Genomic DNA, 22,301 nt, shown 5'->3' with positions numbered 1-22,301 from the left:
GCACTTGTGCCGGGGCCTGTTCTATTGTGGGCTGGAACACAATCGCAAGGTCAGCCGATAACAACGGTGGGAGCTGGCTCGCCTGCGATAGCAACACCTCGATTCAGCTGAATCACGGAGGTGTCGGTATCGCAGGCGAGCCAGCTCCCACCGTTGCACAGGTGTCGCTCAGACGTTACTCGGCATCCAGGTGCATCGGTGTCACGACCCGACCATCCTTCTCGGCCTGGCCCAGGTTGGCATCGATGAAGTACACCCGGTCATCTTCCAACTTCCCTTTGTCGACCAGGTAGTCCTTGATGGTGCTGGCCCGGTCCTGACCCAGCTGGCGCAGCAGTACATCACTTGTGCTCCAGAACTTGATCACGCCGTCCTTGAGCTTCGCTGTGCGCTCATCACGGCTAAGGTCTTTCCACTCCGCCGGCGGCTGCTGTTTCAGACGGGTGCGGTAGATGCCTTCCAGCAAGGGCGCTTTTTCACTCTCCGGTACTTCCACCAAGGAAGCCTGGGCCGGAACCTTGTCGCCGCGGCGCTGGAGCATCTTGTAGTAGTTGTATTGGTATTCGCGCTCCAGACGCTGTGCGGCGAGAAGTGGGCCATCGCTGCTGGCAGCGGCGGTACCTTCGATTTCCAGGCGCAGGGTAGGGCGCTCTTTCAGCGCGTTGGCCAGCTTATTCAACGCGCCCTCAGCGTCTTTGTTCAACTCGCTGGAACCTGCGGCGAACGACACATTCCCCAGGTCTTCCGATCCCCCACCCGTCACCAACCCACCGATAAACTTGAAGGGCGCTGTCGCCGCGCGCACTACCAGGTTACGCAGGGTCTGCCAGACGATCGGCATTACGCTGAATTGCGGGTTATTCAGGTCGCCGGTCACCGGCAGTTCGATGGAGATCTTGCCGTCGGAGTCCTTCAGCAGGGCGATTGCCAGGCGAATCGGCAAGTCCACGGCATCGGCGCTGTCGACTTTCTCACCCAGTTGCAGCTGTTCAACCACCACTTTGTTCTCAGCCTTCAATTGGCCCTTGGTGATCACGTAGTGCAGGTCGAGATTCAGGCGCCCCTTACGGATCCGGAACCCCGCGAACTTACCGGAATAGGGGGTCAGGGTGGTCAGCTCGACACGTTTGAAGCTGGTGGCGATATCCAGCGCTGCCATAGGATCAAACGGGTTCACGCTGCCTTTGATGGTCACCGGCGCATACCGGTCCACCTTGCCCTTGATATCGACGCTGGCCGGCTTGGCCTGGCGACTGTCGATCGTGCCGATCTGCCCGTTGAGCTGTTGAATGGCCGTGGCGAAGTTAGGTGTGAGGCTGAAGTCAGCAAAGTTGGCGGAACCGTCATTGATCGCAATTTGCCCGATACGAATGCCCAAGGGCTTGTCTTTGCTGGCGGGCTTCGCGCTCTTGTCGGCTGGTTGCGGTATCAACAGGTCATCCACGTTGGTGGTGCGGTCATCGTTGATCATGAAGCGCGCATACGGCTGCAGCAGGTTGACCTTGTCAATCGACAGACTGTCGCCGTGTTGATAGTTCACACCTTCCAACACCAGGCGCTGCCATTTGACGAAGTCGCGGGTCTTGAGGGTGTCCAGCGTGTGCAACTGGTCGACCTGTGCCCGGCCAGTGACTTGCAGTTTCAACGGGGCGGTGCTTTTCAGGTTTACATCGAGGGCGCTGCCGAGCATGCCGCTGCGCAGTTCCAGGCGGATGAAAGGGCTGATATAGGACTGGGCAACTCGGAGGTCGATGTCCTGGGTGTTCACTTTGAGCTTGGCGCTGACCGGGTTGAGGTTGACTTCGCCGGTCGCCTGGAGCTTGCCTTGCTTGCCCAGGCCGGTGTCGACTTTCAAGGTGAACGGGCTCTGGTTGAGGCTATCGAAGTTCTGCATATCGACGTTCAGCGGGCCCACTTCCAACGCGACCGCCGGCTTGGCCTGACGGTCAGCCAGGTGCACCTGGTAATTGCGCAGTTGCACGTCCTTGAGCAGCACTTGCCACGGTTTGCTTGGCGCGGCGGGCGCGGGTTTTGGCGAGTCGGCGGTGGCCGGTGCGGTCGCAGGCTCCGGCGCCTTGGCGGGTTTACTCGGTTGGCTGGCGAACAGCTTTTGCCAGTCCAACTGCCCGTCGGCCTCAAGCGCCGCCCAGGTTTCCAGTTTGTTGCTGCGGATCTTGCCGACGATCACCTGCTGCTTGGCCAGGTCCACGGTGGTCTCGCTGACGTCCAGGCGCTCCAGGCGTACCAATGGGCGGCCGTCGGGGGCCTTGATGGAGAACGGTGCGATGCTGGCGGCGGTGTTGGTCAGCTTCAGTTCGGTCTCTTTGGCCAGGTTGAACGTGTATTCGGTGCTGAAGTTGAGCACGCCGTCTTCAAGCACCAGTGGCAGCGCGTCACGTACGTAGGGCCACCAGGCTTTCATCTTTCCGCCAGTGACCTTCAACGTACCTTCGGAGGTGATCGGCACCAGGCTGAAATTGCCTTTCCAGTCGATCTGCCCACCTTCAGGGCCTGCCGCGACCAAGGTCATGTCGGCATTGTCTTCTGGCAGGGTGCTGAGGTTCTTCAGCTCGAAGTCGAGTGTGTCGTAGAGGAATTCGATAGGCTCGCTGGGGCGTAAATCCTGGAAGTGCACGTAGCCGGCCGCCAGCTTGATGCTGTCGATACGCAACGGAAACGGCTTGGCATCCGGATCGGTCGGGGTGGGCTCACTGGGTGGCAGCTTGAACAACTGCGCCAGATTCAACTGGCCGGACTTGTCGAACAACAGCTCGGTCTTGGGCTTGTCCAGTTGTATATCAGCGAGGTGCAAGGCGCGGGTCCAGAGACTGTCGATCTGCAGGTTGGCATAGAGGCGTTCGAAACCTACCTGCTCCTTGCCGGGCTCACCGATTTGCAGGCCCCAGGCCGTCACTTCCAGGCTGAACGGATTGAACTCGATCCGTTCGATCCGCGCCGGCACCGTGGCGTAATTCGCCAACTGCTGGTTGGCGATACGAAGCGCAATACCGGGGAGAATCAGAAAGCCCAGTAAGCTGTACAGGGCAAGGGCAGTCAACAAGGCGCCAGCGGCGCGGATCAATCCTTTGGGCATGGGGCGGCGCCATCTATGTCATACAGGAGTGCCTTGGAGTATGGCACGGGTTTTCGGTTCCGAAGAGCCGGGCCTTTGGGAAAGGTCTTACAGTTGAAGTATCAGGGTTTTCAGGGGGGGCTGTTGATCCTGTGAGGGAAAGTCCACTCCGGGCGTCATGATTTTCCAGTCGCGCACCGGTCGGCCGGCTTTTTCAGCGCAACGCAGTACCTGCTCGCGCCAGTCCTCCATGCTGACTTTTGCCAGGTTGTTGCAGCAGATCAGCACGCCATTGTCAGCCGTGGCAAGCAGCGCGGGTTTGAGCAGGCTCTGATAGTCGCGCAGCAGGTCGACGGTACCGAATGCGCTCTTGGCCCAGGCCGGAGGGTCAAGCAAAACCAGGTCGTATTGACGTTGTTCCAGGCGCGGATAGCTCGGCAGTTTCTGCCCACGCCGCTGGGTGATCGGCAGGCCGGCCAGTTGGCGAATGGCCGGGAAGTAGTCGGATTGTACGAACTCCATGGTGGGCAATTGCGGGTTGAGCAGGCCATTTTCGCGACCGACCGCCAGGTTGCCCTCGGCAAAGTCCAGGTTGCACACCTCACGCGCACCGCCGGCAGCCGCGCTCAGCCCCACGCCGCAGGTGTAGGCGAACAGGTTCAGCACGCTTTTGCCGGCGCTGTGCGCCTTGACCCAGCCACGGGTATTGCGCAGGTCAAGGAACAGCAGTGGGTCCTGCCCGGCGTGGCGCCCGCGCACGCGGTAATTGAGGCCCCACTCGTGTCCAACCAGGTCTTCCAACGCGGCGGGCTCGGCACGGTATACCGTGTCTTCGCGGTCGATGCGCGAATTGCCACGGGAACGGTCGTTGTACACCAGCAGCAATTCCAGGCCCATGGACTGGTTGATCTGTTGATGCAGGTCCAACAGCGCTTCGGTTTGCAGGGCTTGGTGGAAGCTCTGCACCAGCAATTGCGGGCCGTAGCGGTCGATGGTCAGGCCGCCGGCGCCTTCCTGGCTGCCGTGGAACACGCGGTAGCAGTCGGTGCCCTGGGCGTGCAACTCGCTGATCAGGTCTTGGCGATGATCGAGGGCGGCGCGCAGCGCCTGATTCAAGGAAGACATGGAGCGCGCCTTGCTGGGGAATTGAGGGCGCGAAGTTTAACAGCTATGCGCTGTCGCCTACATCAACCCCATCCGCCGATGGGCGCGTTGTACCGAACCGTTGCGCATGGCCCAACGCAGCATCGGCGCACTGCGTTTGACCCCGGCTCGGATCATCTGGCGTTGCAGCGGGCTCTGGTGCTGTCCAAGCATGGCGCTGGCCCAATCCGGCAGCAGGTCGATCCCGGCTTGCATCATCAAGGCGCCAAAAGGTTTGGCCAGCGTACTGGGAGAGGGCGCATTCAGCAGCAAACGCAGGACCTCGCGGCTGCGGTCGTCGCACAGCAGTTGTGGACGAATACGTGCCAGATAATCCGAAATTTCCTGCCGCGAGCGCGGAACATGCCGTGCGCCCAGCCGCTCGGCCACCAAGGCAATTTCGCTGTAGTAACGGTCCTGGTCCCGGCCTGAAAGGTGTGGGTTGCGATACCGTAAGTGGGCGGCCAGGAAGTGACTGACTTCCGCCACATGCACCCAGGTCAGCAGTTCCGGATCGCTGGCCGCATAGGACCGACCATCCGGCGCATGGCCGACCACCTGCAAATGAATGGTACGGACCTTTTCGATCAGCCATTCGGCGTCTTTGCGCGAGCCAAAGGTCGTGCCCGAGATGAACTGCGAGGTACGCCGTAAGCGCCCGAGCATGTCCTGGCGAAAGTTCGAATGGTCCCATACACCCGCCAGGGCCAAGGGGTGCAAGGCCTGCAGCATCAAGGCGCTGATGCCGCCGACGAGCATGCTGGTGAAGTCGCCATGGACTTGCCAACTCACCGAGTCAGGCCCGAACAGGCCTGGGTCACCCTTGGGGTTTTCCAGGTCCAGTTGGCCCAGCGACAGGCCGGTGAGGCTCATCAACTGGGTTTCGATACGGCTGCGAATAAATTCCATGGCGACGTGGGGTTTCCTATCGGTTCAGGCGCTTGTCGATCAAGCCCTCTACGACGCTCGGGTCAGCCAGGGTCGACGTGTCGCCGAGGCTGTCGAGTTCGTTGCAGGCGATCTTGCGCAAAATCCTGCGCATGATCTTGCCGGAGCGGGTCTTGGGCAAGGCCGGTGCCCATTGAATCAGTTCCGGCTTGGCGAAGCTGCCAATTTCCTTGCTGACCAATTCCAGCAAATGTTTTTTTAACGCGTCGCTGGGCTCCACGCCATTCATGGGCGTGACAAAGGCATAAATGCCCTGGCCTTTGACGTCATGGGGGTAGCCCACCACGGCGGCTTCGGCGACCTGGTCGTGCAATACCAGGGCGCTCTCGACCTCGGCGGTGCCGATACGGTGACCGGACACGTTGATCACATCGTCGATGCGTCCGGTGATCCAGTAGTCACCGTCTTCATCGCGCCGCGCACCGTCACCGGTGAAGTAGTAGCCGGGGTAGGGTTTGAAGTAGGTGTCGATCATCCGCTGCGGATCGCCGTACACACTGCGGATCTGCCCCGGCCAGCTCGCTTTGATTGCCAGCACGCCACTGCCGGCGCCGCTGAAGGCCTTGCCGTGTTCATCCAGTAACACGGGCTGTACGCCGAACATGGGCTGGGTTGCACAGCCCGGCTTGATCCGTTGCGCGCTGACCAAGGGGCTGAGCATGATGCCGCCGGTTTCGGTCTGCCACCAGGTGTCGACAATCGGGCAGCGTTGTTCTCCCACGGCGTTGAAGTACCAATCCCAGGCTTCCGGGTTGATCGGTTCGCCGACGCTGCCCAGCAGGCGCAGGCTGGCGCGGGACGTGTTCTCCAGCGGGCCATGGCCCTCACGCATCAATGCACGCAAGGCCGTGGGCGCGGTGTAGAAAATATTGACCTTGTGCTTGTCGATCACCTGCCAGAAGCGCGAACTGTCCGGGTAGCTCGGCACCCCTTCAAACATCAGCGAGGTCGCGCCATTGGCCAGCGGGCCGTACACGATGTAACTGTGGCCGGTGACCCAGCCCACATCGGCGGTGCACCAGAACACTTCGCCGTCGCGGTAGTCGAGCACGTACTTGAAGGTCATCGCTGCTTGCAGCAGGTAGCCCCCGGTGGTGTGCAACACGCCCTTGGGTTTGCCGGTGCTGCCGGAGGTGTAGAGGATGAACAGCGGGTCTTCAGCGTCCATCGGCTCGGGCGGGCAGTCGTCGCTGGCGGCGTCCAGGGCTTGTCGGTACTTGATGTCGCGGTCTTTCACCCAGATCAGGTCAGCCCCCGTGCGCTCCACCACCAGCACGGTGCTGACGTTGGGGCAACTGGCCAGGGCTTTGTCGACATTTTGTTTCAACGCCACCGGCTTGCCGCCGCGTACGCCTTCGTCGGCGGTGATCACGGTGCGGCAGTCCGCGTCGAGAATGCGATCACGCAGGGCGTCCGGTGAGAACCCGCCAAACACCACGGAGTGCACGGCGCCAATCCGCGTGCAGGCAAGCATGGCGTAGGCGGCTTCCGGGATCATCGGCATGTAGATGCACACCCGGTCGCCTTTTTTCACGCCACGGCTTTTCAGTGCATTGGCCAGGCGGCTGACGTTCTGGTGCAGCTGGCGGTAAGTGATTGTGGAAGATTTCGCAGGATCATCGCCTTCCCAGATGAAGGCTGGCTGATCGGCGCGTTGCCCCAGGTGACGGTCGATGCAGTTGTAGCTGACGTTCAGTTGCCCGCCGGCAAACCATTGGGCGGCGCCGGTGTTGATGTCTGAGCGATGAACCGTGTGCCAAGGGGTTATCCAGTCGAGAAAGGCCTTGGCCTGTTCAGCCCAGAAGGTATCCGACTGTTCGATGGATTGGCGGTAGAGGCGCTGGTAGTCCTCTTGACTGAGTTGCGCAGCCCGGCGGACGGCATCGGCGGTGGGAAACGTGCTGATATCGAACATGAGCGATCCTTATTCTTGTTTTAGCCACAAGTCATAAAGATGCACCCTGCAAGGGGAGGGTTCAAGGCCAACCTCCAAACGGACGTTGGCCCTGCAATACCTGTATCAGCCGCGGTGACGACCGCGGAAGTAGTTGATCAGGCCCTGGGTCGAAGCGTCCTCGGCCGAGGTTTCTTCGGCGCCGGTCAGGCGGTTGTAGACGCCTTTGCCCAGCTCTTTGCCCAGTTCCACGCCCCATTGGTCGAAGGCGTTGATGCCCCAGATCACACTCTGCACGAACACTTTGTGCTCATACATGGCGACCAGTGCCCCCAGGCGACGCGGGCTGATGCGCTCGACCACGAGGGTGTTGCTCGGACGGTTGCCCGGGATCACCTTGTGCGGTGCCAGCTTCTGCACTTCGTCTTCCGGGATGCCTTTGTCGCGCAGCTCGGCTTCGGCTTCGACGCGGGTCTTGCCGAGCATCAGCGCCTGGCTCTGGGACAGGCAGTTGGCGTACAGCCACTGATGGTGGTCGGACACCGGGTTGAAGCTGACGATCGGCACGATGAAGTCGGCCGGGATCAGTTGGGTCCCCTGGTGCAGCAACTGGTGGTAAGCGTGCTGGCCGTTGCAACCCACGCCACCCCAGATCACCGGGCCGGTATCGGTAGCGACGGGCGTACCGTCCTGGCGAACGCTCTTGCCGTTGGATTCCATGTCCAGCTGTTGCAAGTGCTTGGTGATGTTACGCAGGTAGTGGTCGTACGGCAGGATCGCGTGGCTCTGCGCACCCCAGAAGTTGCCGTACCACACGCCCAGCAAGCCCAGCAGCACCGGCATGTTGGCTTCGAATGGGGCGTTCTGGAAATGCTGGTCCATGGTGTAGGCACCGGACAGCAGTTCCTTGAAGTTGGACATGCCGATCGCCAGGGCGATGGGCAAGCCGATGGCCGACCACAGTGAGTAACGGCCGCCGACCCAGTCCCACATCGGGAAGATGTTTTCTTCGCGGATACCGAAGGCCACGGCTGCCGCGTTGTTGCTGGATACGGCGATGAAGTGACGATACAGCTCGGCTTCCGAGCCACCCTGAGCCAGATACCAGGCGCGGGCGGCCTGGGCGTTTTTCAGGGTTTCGAGGGTGTTGAAGGATTTTGACGAGACGATAAACAGCGTGGTCTCGGCGCGCAGCTTCATGGTCAGCTCGTGGAACTCGCTGCCGTCGATGTTCGCCAGGTAATGGCAGCGCACGCCTTTATGGGCGTAGGACAACAGCGCTTCGGAGACCAGTTCCGGGCCGAGGAACGAGCCACCGATACCGATGTTCACCACGTCGGTGATCGGCTTTTCGGTGTAGCCACGCCACAGGCCATCATGGATGCGGCCGACCAGGTCAGTGATCTGGTTCAGCACCTTGTGCACGTCCGGCATGATGTTCACGCCGTTCACCGACAGCTTGTCACCCACCGGACGGCGCAGAGCGGTGTGCAGCGCTGGGCGACCTTCGGAAGAGTTGACGGGCTCGCCGGCATACAGTGAGTTGATCGCGTCTTTCAGGCCGACTTCTTTGGCCAGGCCCACGAGGAGGTCACGGGTTTCGCTGGTGATCAGGTTTTTCGAGTAATCGAGGAAAAGTCCGCAGCTGCTCAAGGTGAACTGGGAGAAACGCTGAGGATCGGCATTGAATGCTTCGCGCATGCTGAAATCCTGCATGGCTTGGCGATGTTGATTGAGCGCTTGCCAGGCGGGCAGAGCGGTAACGTCATGAGGAGTGCGGTAGTACGCCATCGCTGCGGGTTTCCTTTTATTACGGGGACTGCCTTTAGGACACTTTTAAGCCCGGAACGTCCAGTCTTTTATCAAGCAATGGGTTCCGGACAGCGCTAACCATAGCGCAGGGCGATTACATTAAACCTAGCGTGTCGATATGTCTTGGCTTTGTCTGCGCTCAGGCCGGTACTTTTTTATACCGGCACTTTTTATTTCCGCAGCAAGGAGGGGTCAGTCGAGGGTCAGGTGCAGGTTGTCGATGAGGCGGGTGGCCCCCAGATAAGCGGCTACCAGGATTACGATATCGCGGTCCTCGGGCGTGGCGGGGCGCAAATGCACGCCCTGGCGTACTTCAAGGTAGTCCAGGCGCAACCCGGCAGCTTCGATCTGCTGGACCTGTTCGGCACGCAGCTTGGCGAAGTCGTGATCACCGGCTTTGATCGCTGCGCCAATCTGGCTGAGGCTGCGGTACAGCACCGGGGCAATGGCCCGCTGCTCATCGGTGAGGTAGCCATTGCGCGACGACAGTGCGAGACCGTCGTCGGCGCGCACGGTGGGTTCGCCGATGATCTGGATGGGCATGTTCAGGTCGTGGACCATGGCGCGGATCACCGCCAGTTGCTGGTAATCCTTCTGGCCAAACACGGCCATGTCCGGCTGGACCATGTTGAACAGCTTGCTGACCACCGTCGCCACGCCTTCGAAGTGCCCTGGACGGCTGGCGCCGCACAGGCCTTCAGACAGTTGCGGCACGCTCACGCGGGTCTGGCCGGTCATGCCGCCGGGGTACATTTCCTCGACGGTGGGCGCGAACAGCAGGTTGCAGCCGGCTTGCAGCAGCTTTTCCTGGTCGGCGGCGAGGGTGCGTGGGTACTTGTCCAAGTCTTCGCCGGCGCCAAACTGCAGCGGGTTGACGAAGATGCTCGCCACCACGAAGTCGGCCTGTTGGGCGGCCTTGGTCACCAGGGTGGCATGGCCGCTGTGCAGGTTGCCCATGGTGGGCACAAAGCCAATGCGCTTGCCGGCGCTGCGGGCGTGCGTTACGGCTGCGCGCAGTTCACGTACGGTTTTTACGGTGTTCATGCAGAGAATCCGTGTTCGGCGCCAGGGAAGGTCACGCCTTTGACTTCAGCGACGTAGGCGCTCAATGCGTCGTGGATGCTGGCTTGGCCGGTCATGAAGTTTTTCACGAACTTCGGCACGCGACCGGTGATCGACAGGCCGAGCATGTCGTGCAACACCAGTACCTGGCCATCGGTGGCGGAACCCGCGCCAATACCGATCACCGGCACTTTCACGGCCTGGGTGATTTCTGCCGCCAGTTCGCTTGGCACGCATTCGAGCAGGATCATTGCCGCGCCGGCTTGTTCCAAGGCGATGGCATCGGCGCGCATCTGGCGCGCCTGGGCCTCATTACGGCCCTGTACCTTGTAGCCGCCGAGGAGGTTCACCGACTGTGGTGTCAGGCCCATGTGCGCGCACACCGGCACGCCGCGCTCAGCCAGCAGGCGGATCGACTCGGCAAGCCACACCGCACCTTCGACTTTGATCATGTGCGCACCGGCTTGCATCAGCTTGCCGGCATTCTGGAAGGTCTGTTCAAGCGTCGCGTAACCCATGAACGGCAGGTCGGCGATGATGAAGGCGCCATCGTTGCCACGCTTGACGCTGGCGGTGTGGTACGCAAGTTCATCGGTGGTGACGGGCAGGGTGCTGTCATTCCCTTGAAGAACCATGCCCAGGGAGTCGCCCACCAGCAGCACTTCAACCCCGGCCTGGCAGCTGGCGTGGGCGAAGGTGGCGTCATAGCAGGTCAGCATGGTGATTTTTTCACCTTTGAGCTTGAGGCTCTGCAAGGTGGTCAGGGTAATGTCTGGCATGAAAAGGGTCCTCGTTCAGGCGCTTGGAAACAGCGAGTAACGCGCGTGAGTCTTCGTTTATACAGGCGCACTGTCTTGAGAGCAGTGCTTATAAGGCCTGGATTGCGCCCTTTAGCGCCGGGTTGGCGGCAGCGGGACGCCTATAGTCGTGAGGAGGACACGGGAAGTCAATTGGATGTGTTACCGCATTGTTACGATGGCGGTGTTACCGCTGTTACTGACGCGATTCAGCAACTTGAGCGCCGTTTTCACGTCACAGGAGATCAACATGTGGGCGCTGGCTGAGTCAGTCCTGAGGAAGGCGTTCCAGGCCGATAAACGGGCAAGCGGCCAGCAAGTCGCGCAGGGTTTGGCCGTCAGGCAATGACAGGGTGGCGGGCGCCAGTTCCGCCAGCGGGTACAGTACAAACGCACGCAGGTGCATCTGGTAATGGGGCACCTTGAGGCGTGGCTCATCGATCAGGTGATCGCCAAACAGCAGGATATCCAGGTCGAGCGTGCGCGGTCCCCAGCGCTCCAGGCGTTCGCGGCCCTGGTCGTTTTCGATGGCTTGCAGCGCATCCAGTAACTCAAGGGGCGCGAGGCTGCTGTCCAGGGCGGCCACCGCATTGGTATAGCGCGGCTGGCCCGGGAGCAGAGAGTCACTTTGATAAAAGGCGGAGACACCGGCGACGGTGCTGCCTGGCAATTGCGCCAGCGCTTCAATAGCACTGCGCAATTGCTGATCCGGGGCAGCCAGGTTGCTGCCCATGCCGATGTAGATGCGTTCCACGTTTATTCGCCTGCAGCGCCCGAGGCATCAGCGGCACTGCGCTTGCGCTTGGTACCACTGCGGCGACGCTTCTTCGGCCCAGCGCCTTCGCCGTCGCCTTTGCTGCCGAGGTCACGGATCATGTCGCGGCGCTCGCTGTCATTGGCATCCTGGTAGTCGGTCCACCATTCGCCCAGGCCGTCGGTTTGCTCGCCAGCGCTTTCGCGCAGCAGCAGGAAGTCATAGCCTGCGCGGAAGCGGGGGTTGTCCAGGAGCAGGTCAGCACGTTTGCCGCTACGGCGCGGCAGGCGTTCCTGCATGTCCCAGATCTCGCGGATCGGCATGGTGAAGCGTTTCGGGATTGCGATGCGTTGGCACTGCTCGGCGATCAGCTCATGCGCGGCTTCCTGCATGGCCGGAATCGGTGGCATGCCACGGTCTTGCAGGCGCAGTACGCGTTTTGGCAGGGCTGGCCACAGCAGGGCGGCAAACAGGAACGCCGGGGTCACCGGTTTGTTCTGCTTGATGCGCAGGTCAGTGTTGATCAGTGCTTCGCTGATCAGGGTGTGGGTGTACGTGGGGTTGTATTCCAACGCCTCGGCGCTGGCCGGGAACAGGGGATCGAACAGCTGCAGGTCCACCAGCATTTCAAAGGTGTCGGCGGCGTACCCCGAGAGGAACAGCTTGAGCACTTCTTCGAACAGGCGCGCTGAAGGGATCTCCCGCAGCATCGGTGCCAGTTCGCGAATCGGCGCAGCCGTGTGTTTCTCGATGCCGAAGTTCAGCTTGGCGGCAAACCGCACGGCCCGCAGCATGCGCACCGGGTCTTCCTGGTAGCGCTGGACCGGGTCGCCGATCAGGCGGATCAGGTTATTGCGAATGTCGTGTACGCCATTGGCGTAATCGAGAATGCGTTCGCTGACCGGATCGTAATACAGGGCGTTAATGGTGAAGTCGCGGCGCTGCGCGTCTTCTTCCAAGGTGCCGTAGACGTTGTCGCGCAAGATGCGCCCGCTTTCGTTGCGGGAGGACTGGTTGGTGTCTTCCTCTTCATCGTTTTGCGGGTGGCCTGCACGGAACGTCGCGACTTCGATGATTTCGCGTCCGAAGTGGATATGCACCAACTTGAAGCGCCGACCGATGATGCGCGCATTGCGGAATTCGGCGCGGACCTGCTCAGGCGTAGCGCTGGTGGCAACGTCGAAGTCCTTGGGCGTGATATTGAGCAGCATGTCACGCACGCACCCGCCCACCAGATAGGCCTGGTAACCGGCGTTCTGCAAACGCTCGACGATGTTCACTGCATAACGGCTGAATTGAGCACGTTGCAGCGAATGCTGGCTGCTGTTGAGCACTTCAGGCGTGCTGCGTTTGTGTTGCGTACGACGCAAGGGAGAACGGAATGACTGGAACAACTTCTTCAGCATGGGATGCACTGTTTGAAGGAATGTTCGGCCATAACGAAGAATGACCGCATGATGGGCCGGGATTCTAGCATTTAGTCAGGGGATGGTGTAGGAACAAGCTAAGGGCATTGCGCCATAAGCCTTTACGGTGATTCATGCCAGACAAATCCCGGAAACTACAAGGGGAGCCGAAGCTCCCCCAGAAGTAGTTGCGTGCTCTATTTTTATTATGGGTTGCGGGCTTCTTGTTTTTGTTGATCGCCCTCGCCATGAAGCTTCACCTTCATGGCACTCCCAATCGGGAGCCAAGAGCAAACGGATTGCTTTGGTCGCTGTGTTGCTGATCTACGATCCAACCAGTTCAGGCTCTGCCTTAGGGCAGTTTTTGTTGTTCTCGGCCTGGTTGCGGGGCAAGCCCCAAATGCAACGCCTCTCCAAAAGAATCAGTTAGCTGCGCCTCCGCCGTGTTGTTTTTGTTATGCGTGAGTCGATTCGTCTTATTTTTATTGTCTTGTACAAAGCTTGTTATTGTTTTTGTACTAAGCATATAGCAGGGTGCGTGCCAACTTTTGCGTCGCCCAGCAAAACCGGGGGGTTGAGGGGGTTTCGGGTTTTTGACGGACCAAAAAAAGCCGGGGCTTCGTTACCGTAAGCCCCGGCTTTTGTTACGCGAAATATCCGCGGTAACAGTTTTTTCACATCTGTGGGTGTTACCTGTGGGGGCGCACCCTCAACTCTCGCTGGCCACACCGGTCTTGCGCCGTGGAATACCCAGGCGCTGGCGGCGTTCCCATAAGCATTTGCGGCTCACGCCCAATTTGCGCGCCAGTTCGGTCTCGGTCATATGGTCCTGATGTTCCAGGACAAAATGCTGGAAGTAATCTTCCAGTGACAGATCTTCCGTTGGCTCATGGCTGGTATTGCTGCCGCCGCCGTGCTGTGGGGCCAGGCCGATGAAATCGTCCTCCTCCAGATCACTGAGCTCGATATCGATACCCAGCAGCTCGGCGGAAATTTCCGGGCTCTCCGACAGAATCACTGCCCGCTCGACCGCATTTTCCAGTTCCCGCACGTTACCCGGCCACGAGTAATGCCGAATGGCCTGCTCGGCGTCGGGGGCGAACTTCAGGTCAGTGCGGTTGATGCGCGCGCTTTGGCGCAGCAGGAACGCGCTGGCGATCTCGTTGACGTCGGCACCACGTTCACGCAGGGCTGGCAGCTTGAGCGCGATCACGTGCAGGCGGTAGTACAAGTCTTCACGGAACTGGCCGATTTTGGCCAGGCTCTTCAGGTCACGGTGAGTGGCCGCGATCAGGCGCACATCGACCTTTTGCGACTGCACCGAGCCTACGCGGCGAATCTCACCTTCCTGTAGCACACGCAGCAAGCGCGCCTGGGCTTCCAGAGGCAGCTCACCGATCTCGTCGAGGAACAGCGTGCCGCCGTCCGCGGCCTCTACCAGGCCCGCACGCCCGGCGCTGGCGCCGGTGAATGCACCTTTCTCGTGACCAAACAGTTCGGACTCGATCAGGGATTCAGGGATCGCCGCGCAGTTCACCGAAATCATCGGTGCCTTGGCACGCTTGGACAGGTTGTGCAGGGCGCGGGCCACCAGTTCTTTACCGGTGCCGGACTCGCCCTGGATCAATACATTGGAGTCGGTCGGCGCGACTTTGCGGATCTTGCTGTAGAGGTCCTGCATCGGTGGGCAGGAGCCGATGATGCCGATCTCGCCGTTGCTGTTATCGACGCCTGGTTTATCGGCCGCTTTGCCTGCCGGGCGTTGCTCAACGGGCGCACTGCTGGCCGACTGGCGGTCACGCAGGATACGGGCCACGGCCTGAAGCATCTCGTCATGGTCGAAAGGCTTGGCGATGTAGTCCACCGCGCCCATCTTCATGGAGTCCACCGCCGAGCGCAGGCTGGCGTAGCTGGTCATGATCAGCACCGGGGTGCCCTGGCCAAGCTTGATCAACTCGGTGCCAGGCGCGCCGGGAAGGCGCAGGTCACTGACAATCAGGTCGAACGTGGGAATGCTGAAACGCTCCTGGGCTTCCTGCACCGAGCCGGCTTCGCTGACCTGGTACTGATTTCGTTCAAGCAGGCGACGCAAGGCAGAGCGGATAATGGTTTCGTCTTCGACGATCAAAATGTGCGGCATTGATTCAATTCTCTCGACGGTCTCAGTTCACAGCGGACGTCGCTTCGACATGACGCGGCAAGGTCACCCGAATACGGGTGCCGCGTTGGCTTTCGGTGTCAGCCGGGCTGTCGATGGTGATTTGTCCATAATGCTCTTCAACGATGGAATAGACCAGTGCAAGGCCCAGACCGGTACCTTCACCTGGGTCCTTGGTGGTGAAGAAGGGTTCGAACAATCGGTCCATGATGTTCTGTGGAATACCGCTACCTTCATCTTCGACGATCAGATCGACCGTATGTTCGAAAACCTCGGTCTTGACGCGTACCGCGCCACCGGCAGGCGTTGCATCGCGGGCGTTGGAGAGCAGGTTGATCAGCACTTGGGCCAGGCGTTGTGAGTCGCCGTCCACCCAGTGGTCGGGGTCGCACAAGTTGAAGAACTGTACTTCGAAATTGCGCCGGTTCAAGGCCAGCAGCCCAATGGCATCCTGCGCCACTTCGGCCAGGCACACCGCTTCATCTTGGTTCTGATGCCCGCCCGCGTGGGCAAAGCTCATCAGCGACTGCACGATGCGTGACACGCGCTTGGTCTGTTCGAGGATTTGCCCGCTGATCTCGATGATCTCGCCGTCTTCCTCGCGCTCTTCGCGCAGGTTCTGCGCCAGGCACGCGATACCGGTGATCGGGTTGCCGATTTCATGGGCCACGCCTGCCGCCAGTCGGCCAATGCTGGCCAGACGCTCGGAATGCACCAGCTTGTCTTCGAGCATCTGGGTTTCGGTCAGGTCTTCCACCAGTAACACCAGGCCGCTGTTACCGGGCGCCAGGGGCTCGTCGATCGCGGCTTTGTGCAGGTTGAGCCAACGGGTTTGGCCGTCGAGGGCCAGATGCTGCTTGTGCAAGTGCTCGTCGGGCAGATTGATGAACCCTTGCAGCAATTCTTTCCACGGATCGCCCAAGGTATTGAGGCGTGAACCGACCACGCGCTGCGCTGCGATACCGGTGAGTTCTTCCATGGCCTTGTTCCACATCAGGATCTCTTGATCCTTGGCCAGCGAGCACACGCCCATCGGCAATTCTTGCAGGGTCTGGCGGTGGTAGCGGCGCAGTGCATCGAGTTCGGCGGCGAGGCCCGTGAGGCGTGAGTGGTAATCCTCGAGCCGGCTCTCGATGAAATGGATGTCTTCGGTCACGTAGTTTTCGCCGCCGGCCTTGTAGGGCAGGAAAGTTTCCACCATGTCCTGGGACACACTGGGTCCCATCAAACCGGACAGGTTGGCTTCGATACGGTCGCGCAGACGCCGCAGCGCGTAAGGGCGCCGCTCGTCGAACGGCAAGTAGAGATCGCGCAGCGCTTGTTCGACCTCCTTTTGTGCGGCTTTGGCACCCAAAGGCTTGGCCAGTTGCGTGGCGAACTCCTGGGGTGAGGCGGCATGCAATTCACGGCGTTGCGGGCGGCGCACGTTGTCCACTGCGCAGGCTTCGGCGGCGCTGGTTTCTTCGGGGCTGGCATTGGTGAACAGCGAGATCAGCGTGAACATCAAGACGTTGGCGGCCAGGGACGCAATCGCCGCCATGTGCCAGCTGGTGTCATCCAGCACGTAGATCATGTTCAGCAATGGGATGTAGAAGCCCTGCAGATTACCGACCAGCGGCAGCAGCATGGTCACGATCCACACCAGGATCCCCGCCAGCAAGCCGGCGATAAAGCCACGGCGATTGGCGGTCGGCCAGTACAGCACCGACAGCACGCCCGGCAGGAACTGCAAGGTGGCGACAAACGCGACGATACCCAGGTTGGCCAGGTCTTGCCCGGCGCCCAGCAACAGGTAGAACCCGTAGCCGGCCATGATGATCGCGACGATCAGCGCGCGCCGCGTCCATTTCAGCCAGCGGTAGATGTTGCCCTCGGCCGGCGGCTGGTACAGCGGTAGCACCAGATGGTTGAGCGCCATGCCCGAGAGCGCCAGGGTCGTGACGATGATCAGCCCGCTGGCGGCTGACAAACCACCGACGTACGCCAGCAAAGCCAACGCCGGGCTGTTGGCGGCAATGCCGATGCCGAGGGTGAAGTATTCCGGGTTAGTGGTGGCGCCCAGTTTCAGGCCTGCCCACAGGATCAGTGGCACCGCCAGGCTCATCAACAGCAGGAACAGCGGCAAACCCCAGCTGGCGCTGACCAGCGAGCGCGGGTTGAGGTTCTCGGTAAAGGTCATGTGATACATGTGTGGCATCACAATCGCCGAGGCGAAGAACACCAGCAGCAGCGTGCGCCATGGGCCCTCTTGCAGCGGCGTGTGCAGGGCGGCGAGGGCGGTCTGGTTTTGCAGCAACCAAAGCTCAAGCTGCTGCGGGCCGTCGAACACGCCGTAAAGTGCATAAAGGCCGACACCGCCGATGGCGATCAGCTTAATCACGGACTCGAAGGCAATTGCAAACACCAGGCCTTCGTGTTTCTCGCGAGTGGCGATATGGCGTGAACCGAAGAAAATCGTGAACAGCGTAATCAACGCGCAGAAAGCCAGGGCAACGCGGTGCTGCACCGGCTCACGGGTCAGGATGCTGATGGAGTCAGCCACTGCCTGGATTTGCAGGGCCAGCAACGGCAACACGCCGATCAGCATGAAAATGGTGGTCAGCGCGCCGGCCCAGGTGCTGCGAAAGCGGAAGGCAAACAGGTCGGCCAGGGATGACAGCTGATAGGTACGGGTGATTTTCAGGATCGGGTACAGCAACACCGGTGCCAGCAGGAACGCGCCGGACACCCCGAGGTAACTGGAAAGAAAGCCATAGCCGTATTGATAGGCCAGGCCCACCGTGCCATAGAACGCCCATGCACTGGCGTACACGCCCAGGGACAAGGTGTAGGTCAACGGATGGCGAATGATCGCCCGCGGAATCATTCCGCGCTCACTGATCCAGGCCACCCCGAACAGCGCGGCCAGGTAGGCGGCACTGATCAGCAGCATCTGGGTGAGGCTAAAGCTCATCGGCATCTTTTTGGCTCTGCAGGATGAAAGTCACGACGATCAGGATCAGCCACAGCAGATAGGGGCGATACCAGGCGCCCGTGGCGTCGATCCACCAATCCATGATGGCGGGAGAAAACAGGTAGATCCCGACGACCAGCAGCAGGACCAATCGATAGATGTACATGTTGGCCTCTGATTGAAAAACTGCGGCGATGGTAACGGATGCCTGGCAAGCTGCAAGCGCCTTCAGCTCAATTGCGCTTCGGCCAGCGTGAGTGTGCGAGGTATCCGGCCGGCATCCCAGTGCTGGATGCCCCAGTCCAGCAGTTCCCGTGGGCTGGCGTGCAGCAACTCGTCGCCGGGTTGCTGGCCGAGGGCACGCAGGGCTCTCAATAGCAAAGGCGTGGCCTGGTCGGGTGTCAACGGCGGGGAACGGTAGGATTTGCCCAACTTGTTGCCGTCCGGTTGGATGATCAGCGGCACATGCAGGTAGCGCGGTTGGCGCAGGCCGAGCAGTTCCTGCAGGTAGAGCTGGCGTGGCGTGGAGTCGAGCAGGTCGGCGCCGCGCACGATATCGGTGACGCCTTGCCAGGCATCGTCGAGGACCACGGCCAGTTGATAGGCATACAGGCCGTCGCGGCGACGGATGACAAAATCGCCTACATCGCGGCCCAGGTGCTGTCGGAATTCGCCCTGGACGCGGTCGGTAAAGTGGTATTCCAGCTCCGGAACGCGTAACCGTATGGCGGCATCCTGCTGATCGTGGCCTGCATTGCGGCACAGCCCAGGGTAGATACCGTTGTAGGGTTCCAGCTGTTTACGTGAACAGGTGCACGCGTAGGCCAGGCCATGGTTGAACATATCGTTCAGCACTTTGGCGTAGGCATCATGCCGCTCGCTTTGTCGGACGAGTTCACCGTCCCATTCGAAACCGTAGCCTTCCAAGGCGTGGAGGATCGCTGCCTGGGCGCCCGGCTCTTCACGTGGTGGGTCAAGGTCCTCCATGCGCATCAGCCAGCGGCCTTGGTTGGCGCGGGCGTCGAGGTAGGAGGCGAGGGCGGCGACCAGGGAGCCGAAATGCAAATGGCCGCTGGGCGTGGGGGCGAAACGCCCGATATAGGTAGAGGCTGTCATGGGCCGGATACTACTGGAAATTCGGTAAACGCCAGAAACAAAAATGGGGCGTTTGCACGCCCCATTCGTTCAGTTCGGCAGGGATTACTTGCCGACCTGTTTTTCCTTGATTTCAGCCAAGGTCTTGCAGTCTACGCACAGGTCCGCGGTTGGGCGGGCTTCCAGGCGACGAATACCAATCTCGACGCCGCAGGATTCGCACCAGCCGTATTCTTCGTCTTCGATCAGTTGCAGCGTCTTGTCGATCTTCTTGATCAGCTTGCGTTCGCGATCACGGGCGCGCAGTTCAAGGGCGAACTCTTCTTCCTGGCTGGCACGGTCGGCCGGGTCCGGGAAGTTGGCGGCTTCGTCCTTCATGTGGTCAACGGTGCGGTCGACCTCTTGCATCAAGTCCTGCTTCCACTTTTTCAGGATATTGGTGAAGTGCTGGCGCATGGGCTTGCCCATGTACTCCTCACCCTTCGCTTCGACGTAAGGTGTGAAGCCACTGAGGCTCTGCTGCTGTTGCTTTGCTTGGGTGGACATGAATAGACCGCCTCTCACTCTTCTAATCCATTGCGCAGGATTGCAACGTCACCGACACCTGCCGGCCCTGCGGCTGCAAGCGGGCGAACTTACCAGATAGATTCGGGGTGCGCCACTCCCGGTTGTCGAGGCCCATGGCAAATCGCTTGCAAAACTGCGACAGCCCGCCATTGCTGGGTATGCATTGCCTCGAATGTTGATTTTAGTCGTTTTGCAGGCGCTTGCTCGGCCGGCACATGCCTCCGGGCAGGCAATAGAACATGTTTTCCCGCGAGGGTTCGGTAGAATCCAGATTTTGTCCCTACCGTTAAGGAAGGCTAATGGCTCAGCCCTACAGTGCGCGCAGTCGCGCCATCGAACCTTTTCATGTCATGGCATTGCTGGCGCGGGCCAATGAGCTGCAAGCCGCCGGCCATGACGTGATCCACCTGGAAATCGGTGAGCCGGATTTCACCACTGCCGAGCCCATCATCCAGGCCGGCCAGGCAGCATTGGCCAACGGCAAGACCCGCTACACCGCGGCCCGTGGTCTGCCGGAATTGCGCGAGGCCATCAGCGGGTTCTATCAGCAGCGCTACGGGCTGAACGTCGACCCCGAGCGTATCCTGATCACCCCTGGCGGTTCCGGCGCTTTGCTGCTGGCCAGCAGCCTGTTGGTGGATCCGGGCAAGCATTGGCTGCTCGCAGACCCCGGTTACCCGTGCAATCGTCACTTCCTGCGGTTGGTGGAGGGCGCGGCCCAACTGGTGCCGGTCGGCCCCGAAGTGCGCTACCAGTTGACCGCCGACCTGGTGGCCAAGCACTGGAATCAAGACAGTGTCGGCGCGCTCGTGGCGTCCCCGGCCAACCCGACCGGGACGATCCTCACGCGTGACGAATTGGCCGGGCTTTCCGCCGCCATCAAGGCGCGCAACGGCCACTTGGTGGTGGACGAGATTTACCATGGCCTCACCTACGGCACGGACGCGGCCAGCGTGCTGGAAGTCGACGACGAAGCATTTGTCCTGAATAGTTTTTCCAAGTATTTCGGCATGACCGGCTGGCGCCTGGGGTGGCTGGTGGCGCCCCCGGCCGCAGTGGGGGAGTTGGAGAAACTGGCGCAAAACCTTTACATCAGTGCGCCAAGCATGGCCCAGCACGCGGCGCTAGCGTGTTTCACCCCGCAAACCCTGAGCATTCTTGAAGAGCGCCGCGCTGAATTCGGCCGTCGTCGTGACTTCCTGCTGCCTGCCTTGCGCGAGTTGGGGTTTGGCATCGCCGTCGAGCCGGAAGGGGCGTTCTATTTGTATGCCGATATCAGCGCGTTCGGCGGTGATGCCTTCGCATTCTGTCGTCACTTCCTCGAAACCGAGCATGTGGCCTTTACCCCTGGCCTGGATTTTGGCCGCTTTAAAGCCGGTCATCATGTGCGCTTTGCCTACACGCAAAACCTCGATCGCCTGCAGGAGGCGGTGGAGCGAATCGCCCGTGGCTTGCGGAGCTGGCAAGGCTGATGCGCTTTAATCCTCCCCTCGAAGAAGCGCGGCTGATTCGTCGCTACAAGCGTTTTCTCACCGATATCGAAACCGTTACCGGCGAGTTGCTCACCATTCACTGCCCCAACACCGGCTCGATGCTCAATTGCATGGTGGAAGGTGGGCAGGTCTGGTTCAGTCGCTCCAATGACCCCAAGCGCAAGTTGCCTGGTACCTGGGAAATCGCCGAGACGCCCCAGGGGCGTCTGGCCTGCGTGAACACCGCGCGTGCCAATCAGTTGGTCGAGGAGGCGTTGCTGGCGGGGGTCATCACCGAACTCAACGGCTTTACTGCGTTGAAGCGCGAGGTGCCTTACGGCCAGGAGAAAAGCCGCATCGATTTTCGTCTGGACTATCCCGATGGCGCGGCCTACGTCGAAGTCAAAAGTGTGACCCTGGGCTTTGATGGCTCTGCGGTTGCCGCGTTCCCTGATGCGGTGACCCAGCGCGGCGCCAAGCATTTGCGCGAGCTGGCCCATCTGGCGCGGCAGGGTGTGCGTGCAGTGCAGTTGTACTGCGTCAATCTCTCGGGCATTGATGCCGTGCGCCCGGCGGTGGAAATCGACGCGGCCTACGCCGCCGCCCTGCGTGAAGCCAAGTCGGCGGGGGTGGAAGTGCTGGCGTATGGCGTGCGGGTGACTTCCGAAGAAATCTGTGTGGATCGGCGGCTGGACGTGCTGCTCGACTAGAGCGCCACCCACAGGCCCTGGTCATCTTCGCGGCCGGGCAGGGCGGTAAGGCTTTGCCCGGCGCAAGGGCCGGCGATGCACTCGCCGCTCTCGATCAGGAACAGGGCGCCGTGGGTGGCGCACTGGATCAAACTGGCGCTGGCGTCGAGAAACTGGTCGGGTTGCCATTCCAGCGAAATGCCGCGATGGGGGCAACGGTTGATGTAGAAGTAGGCTACACCGTCCCGACGCACCGCCAACACCTTGCAGCCGTCGATATCAAAACCGAGGCTGCAGTTAGGCGCGAGGGTTTCGGAGGGGCAGAGAAACTTCATTTCAATCCTTAAGTGCCTTGACGTTCAAATGCAAACAATTATCAAATGCCGGCTTCGCCCGTTAGCTGAGCGGGCGCTCAATGCGATGCCAGGCGGGCGTTATCTGCCTCATCGATGAGTGCTTGAGCGGCCCCGCCTTTGCA

17 protein-coding genes are annotated in these 22,301 nt (G+C 60.7%); 2 read left to right on the top strand and 15 right to left on the bottom strand.

The features are described from left to right. Positions 1-175 precede the first annotated feature (175 nt). From QCBJ_RS04020 to dksA, 14 genes are all read right to left on the bottom strand, one after another. Positions 176-3,094, bottom strand: a complete 2,919-nt coding sequence (locus QCBJ_RS04020) for a DUF748 domain-containing protein (protein ID WP_102060180.1) — start codon at positions 3,092-3,094, stop codon at positions 176-178. 87 nt (positions 3,095-3,181) lie between these two features. Beyond that, positions 3,182-4,198, bottom strand: a complete 1,017-nt coding sequence (locus QCBJ_RS04015; RefSeq protein WP_102060179.1) for a class I SAM-dependent rRNA methyltransferase — start codon at positions 4,196-4,198, stop codon at positions 3,182-3,184. Positions 4,199-4,255: 57 nt separating this feature from the next. Next, positions 4,256-5,125: an oxygenase MpaB family protein gene (locus tag QCBJ_RS04010; protein WP_102060178.1), complete on the bottom strand. Its 870-nt coding sequence runs from the start codon at positions 5,123-5,125 to the stop codon at positions 4,256-4,258. A gap of 16 nt (positions 5,126-5,141) precedes the next feature. Next, the gene (gene acs / locus QCBJ_RS04005; RefSeq protein ID WP_102060177.1) at positions 5,142-7,079 is read right to left on the bottom strand and encodes an acetate--CoA ligase; all 1,938 of its coding nucleotides are present in this window, start codon (positions 7,077-7,079) and stop codon (positions 5,142-5,144) included. A 105-nt stretch (positions 7,080-7,184) separates the two neighbouring features. Then, positions 7,185-8,849: a glucose-6-phosphate isomerase gene (gene pgi / locus QCBJ_RS04000; protein WP_015885909.1), complete on the bottom strand. Its 1,665-nt coding sequence runs from the start codon at positions 8,847-8,849 to the stop codon at positions 7,185-7,187. Between the two features lie 213 nt (positions 8,850-9,062). Beyond that, on the bottom strand, positions 9,063-9,914 hold the full coding sequence (panC, locus tag QCBJ_RS03995) for a pantoate--beta-alanine ligase (protein WP_046034292.1): 852 nt from the start codon (positions 9,912-9,914) through the stop codon (positions 9,063-9,065). Continuing rightward, complete coding sequence (panB, locus tag QCBJ_RS03990; protein ID WP_046034293.1) at positions 9,911-10,711, bottom strand: 3-methyl-2-oxobutanoate hydroxymethyltransferase; 801 nt, start codon at positions 10,709-10,711, stop codon at positions 9,911-9,913. The genes panC and panB overlap by 4 nt, the downstream gene beginning before the upstream one ends. A 286-nt stretch (positions 10,712-10,997) precedes the next feature. Beyond that, entirely contained in the window at positions 10,998-11,483 is a 486-nt protein-coding gene (gene folK / locus QCBJ_RS03985) for a 2-amino-4-hydroxy-6-hydroxymethyldihydropteridine diphosphokinase (RefSeq protein ID WP_102060176.1), read from the bottom strand. 2 nt (positions 11,484-11,485) lie between these two features. After that, complete coding sequence (locus QCBJ_RS03980; protein WP_015885905.1) at positions 11,486-12,889, bottom strand: polynucleotide adenylyltransferase PcnB; 1,404 nt, start codon at positions 12,887-12,889, stop codon at positions 11,486-11,488. Positions 12,890-13,598: 709 nt separating this feature from the next. Next, a complete protein-coding gene (locus tag QCBJ_RS03970; RefSeq protein ID WP_015885904.1) occupies positions 13,599-15,029 on the bottom strand; it encodes a sigma-54 dependent transcriptional regulator in 1,431 nt (476 codons plus the stop codon). A 22-nt stretch (positions 15,030-15,051) separates the two neighbouring features. Then, positions 15,052-18,006, bottom strand: coding sequence for a sensor histidine kinase (locus QCBJ_RS03965; protein WP_015885903.1), 2,955 nt, complete (start codon positions 18,004-18,006; stop codon positions 15,052-15,054). Next, positions 17,990-18,166 carry a hypothetical protein gene (locus QCBJ_RS03960; RefSeq protein WP_003176118.1) on the bottom strand — a complete coding sequence of 59 codons (177 nt, stop codon included), beginning with the start codon at positions 18,164-18,166 and terminating at the stop codon, positions 17,990-17,992. The genes QCBJ_RS03965 and QCBJ_RS03960 overlap by 17 nt, the downstream gene beginning before the upstream one ends. A 62-nt stretch (positions 18,167-18,228) precedes the next feature. Next, a complete protein-coding gene (gene gluQRS / locus QCBJ_RS03955; protein ID WP_015885902.1) occupies positions 18,229-19,116 on the bottom strand; it encodes a tRNA glutamyl-Q(34) synthetase GluQRS in 888 nt (295 codons plus the stop codon). Between the two features lie 84 nt (positions 19,117-19,200). Continuing rightward, positions 19,201-19,641, bottom strand: a complete 441-nt coding sequence (gene dksA / locus QCBJ_RS03950; RefSeq protein WP_043205898.1) for an RNA polymerase-binding protein DksA — start codon at positions 19,639-19,641, stop codon at positions 19,201-19,203. A gap of 320 nt (positions 19,642-19,961) precedes the next feature. Between dksA and QCBJ_RS03945 the strand changes: the two genes are divergently transcribed. Both QCBJ_RS03945 and sfsA read left to right on the top strand, forming a co-directional pair. Further along, on the top strand, positions 19,962-21,134 hold the full coding sequence (locus tag QCBJ_RS03945) for a pyridoxal phosphate-dependent aminotransferase (RefSeq protein ID WP_015885900.1): 1,173 nt from the start codon (positions 19,962-19,964) through the stop codon (positions 21,132-21,134). Continuing rightward, entirely contained in the window at positions 21,134-21,844 is a 711-nt protein-coding gene (sfsA, locus tag QCBJ_RS03940; protein WP_015885899.1) for a DNA/RNA nuclease SfsA, read from the top strand. The genes QCBJ_RS03945 and sfsA overlap by 1 nt, the downstream gene beginning before the upstream one ends. Here the strand turns inward: sfsA and QCBJ_RS03935 are convergent. Next, positions 21,841-22,158, bottom strand: coding sequence for a Rieske 2Fe-2S domain-containing protein (locus QCBJ_RS03935; RefSeq protein ID WP_046034296.1), 318 nt, complete (start codon positions 22,156-22,158; stop codon positions 21,841-21,843). The two genes, sfsA and QCBJ_RS03935, sit on opposite strands and share 4 nt — an antisense overlap. Between the last annotated feature and the right edge of the window lie 143 nt (positions 22,159-22,301).

The organism is Pseudomonas sp. QC2, assembly GCF_002859085.1.
Lineage (GTDB): Bacteria > Pseudomonadota > Gammaproteobacteria > Pseudomonadales > Pseudomonadaceae > Aquipseudomonas > Aquipseudomonas petroselini.
The sequence above is the reverse complement of the archived record's forward strand: the minus strand, read 5'-3'. Positions and strand labels throughout refer to the sequence as shown.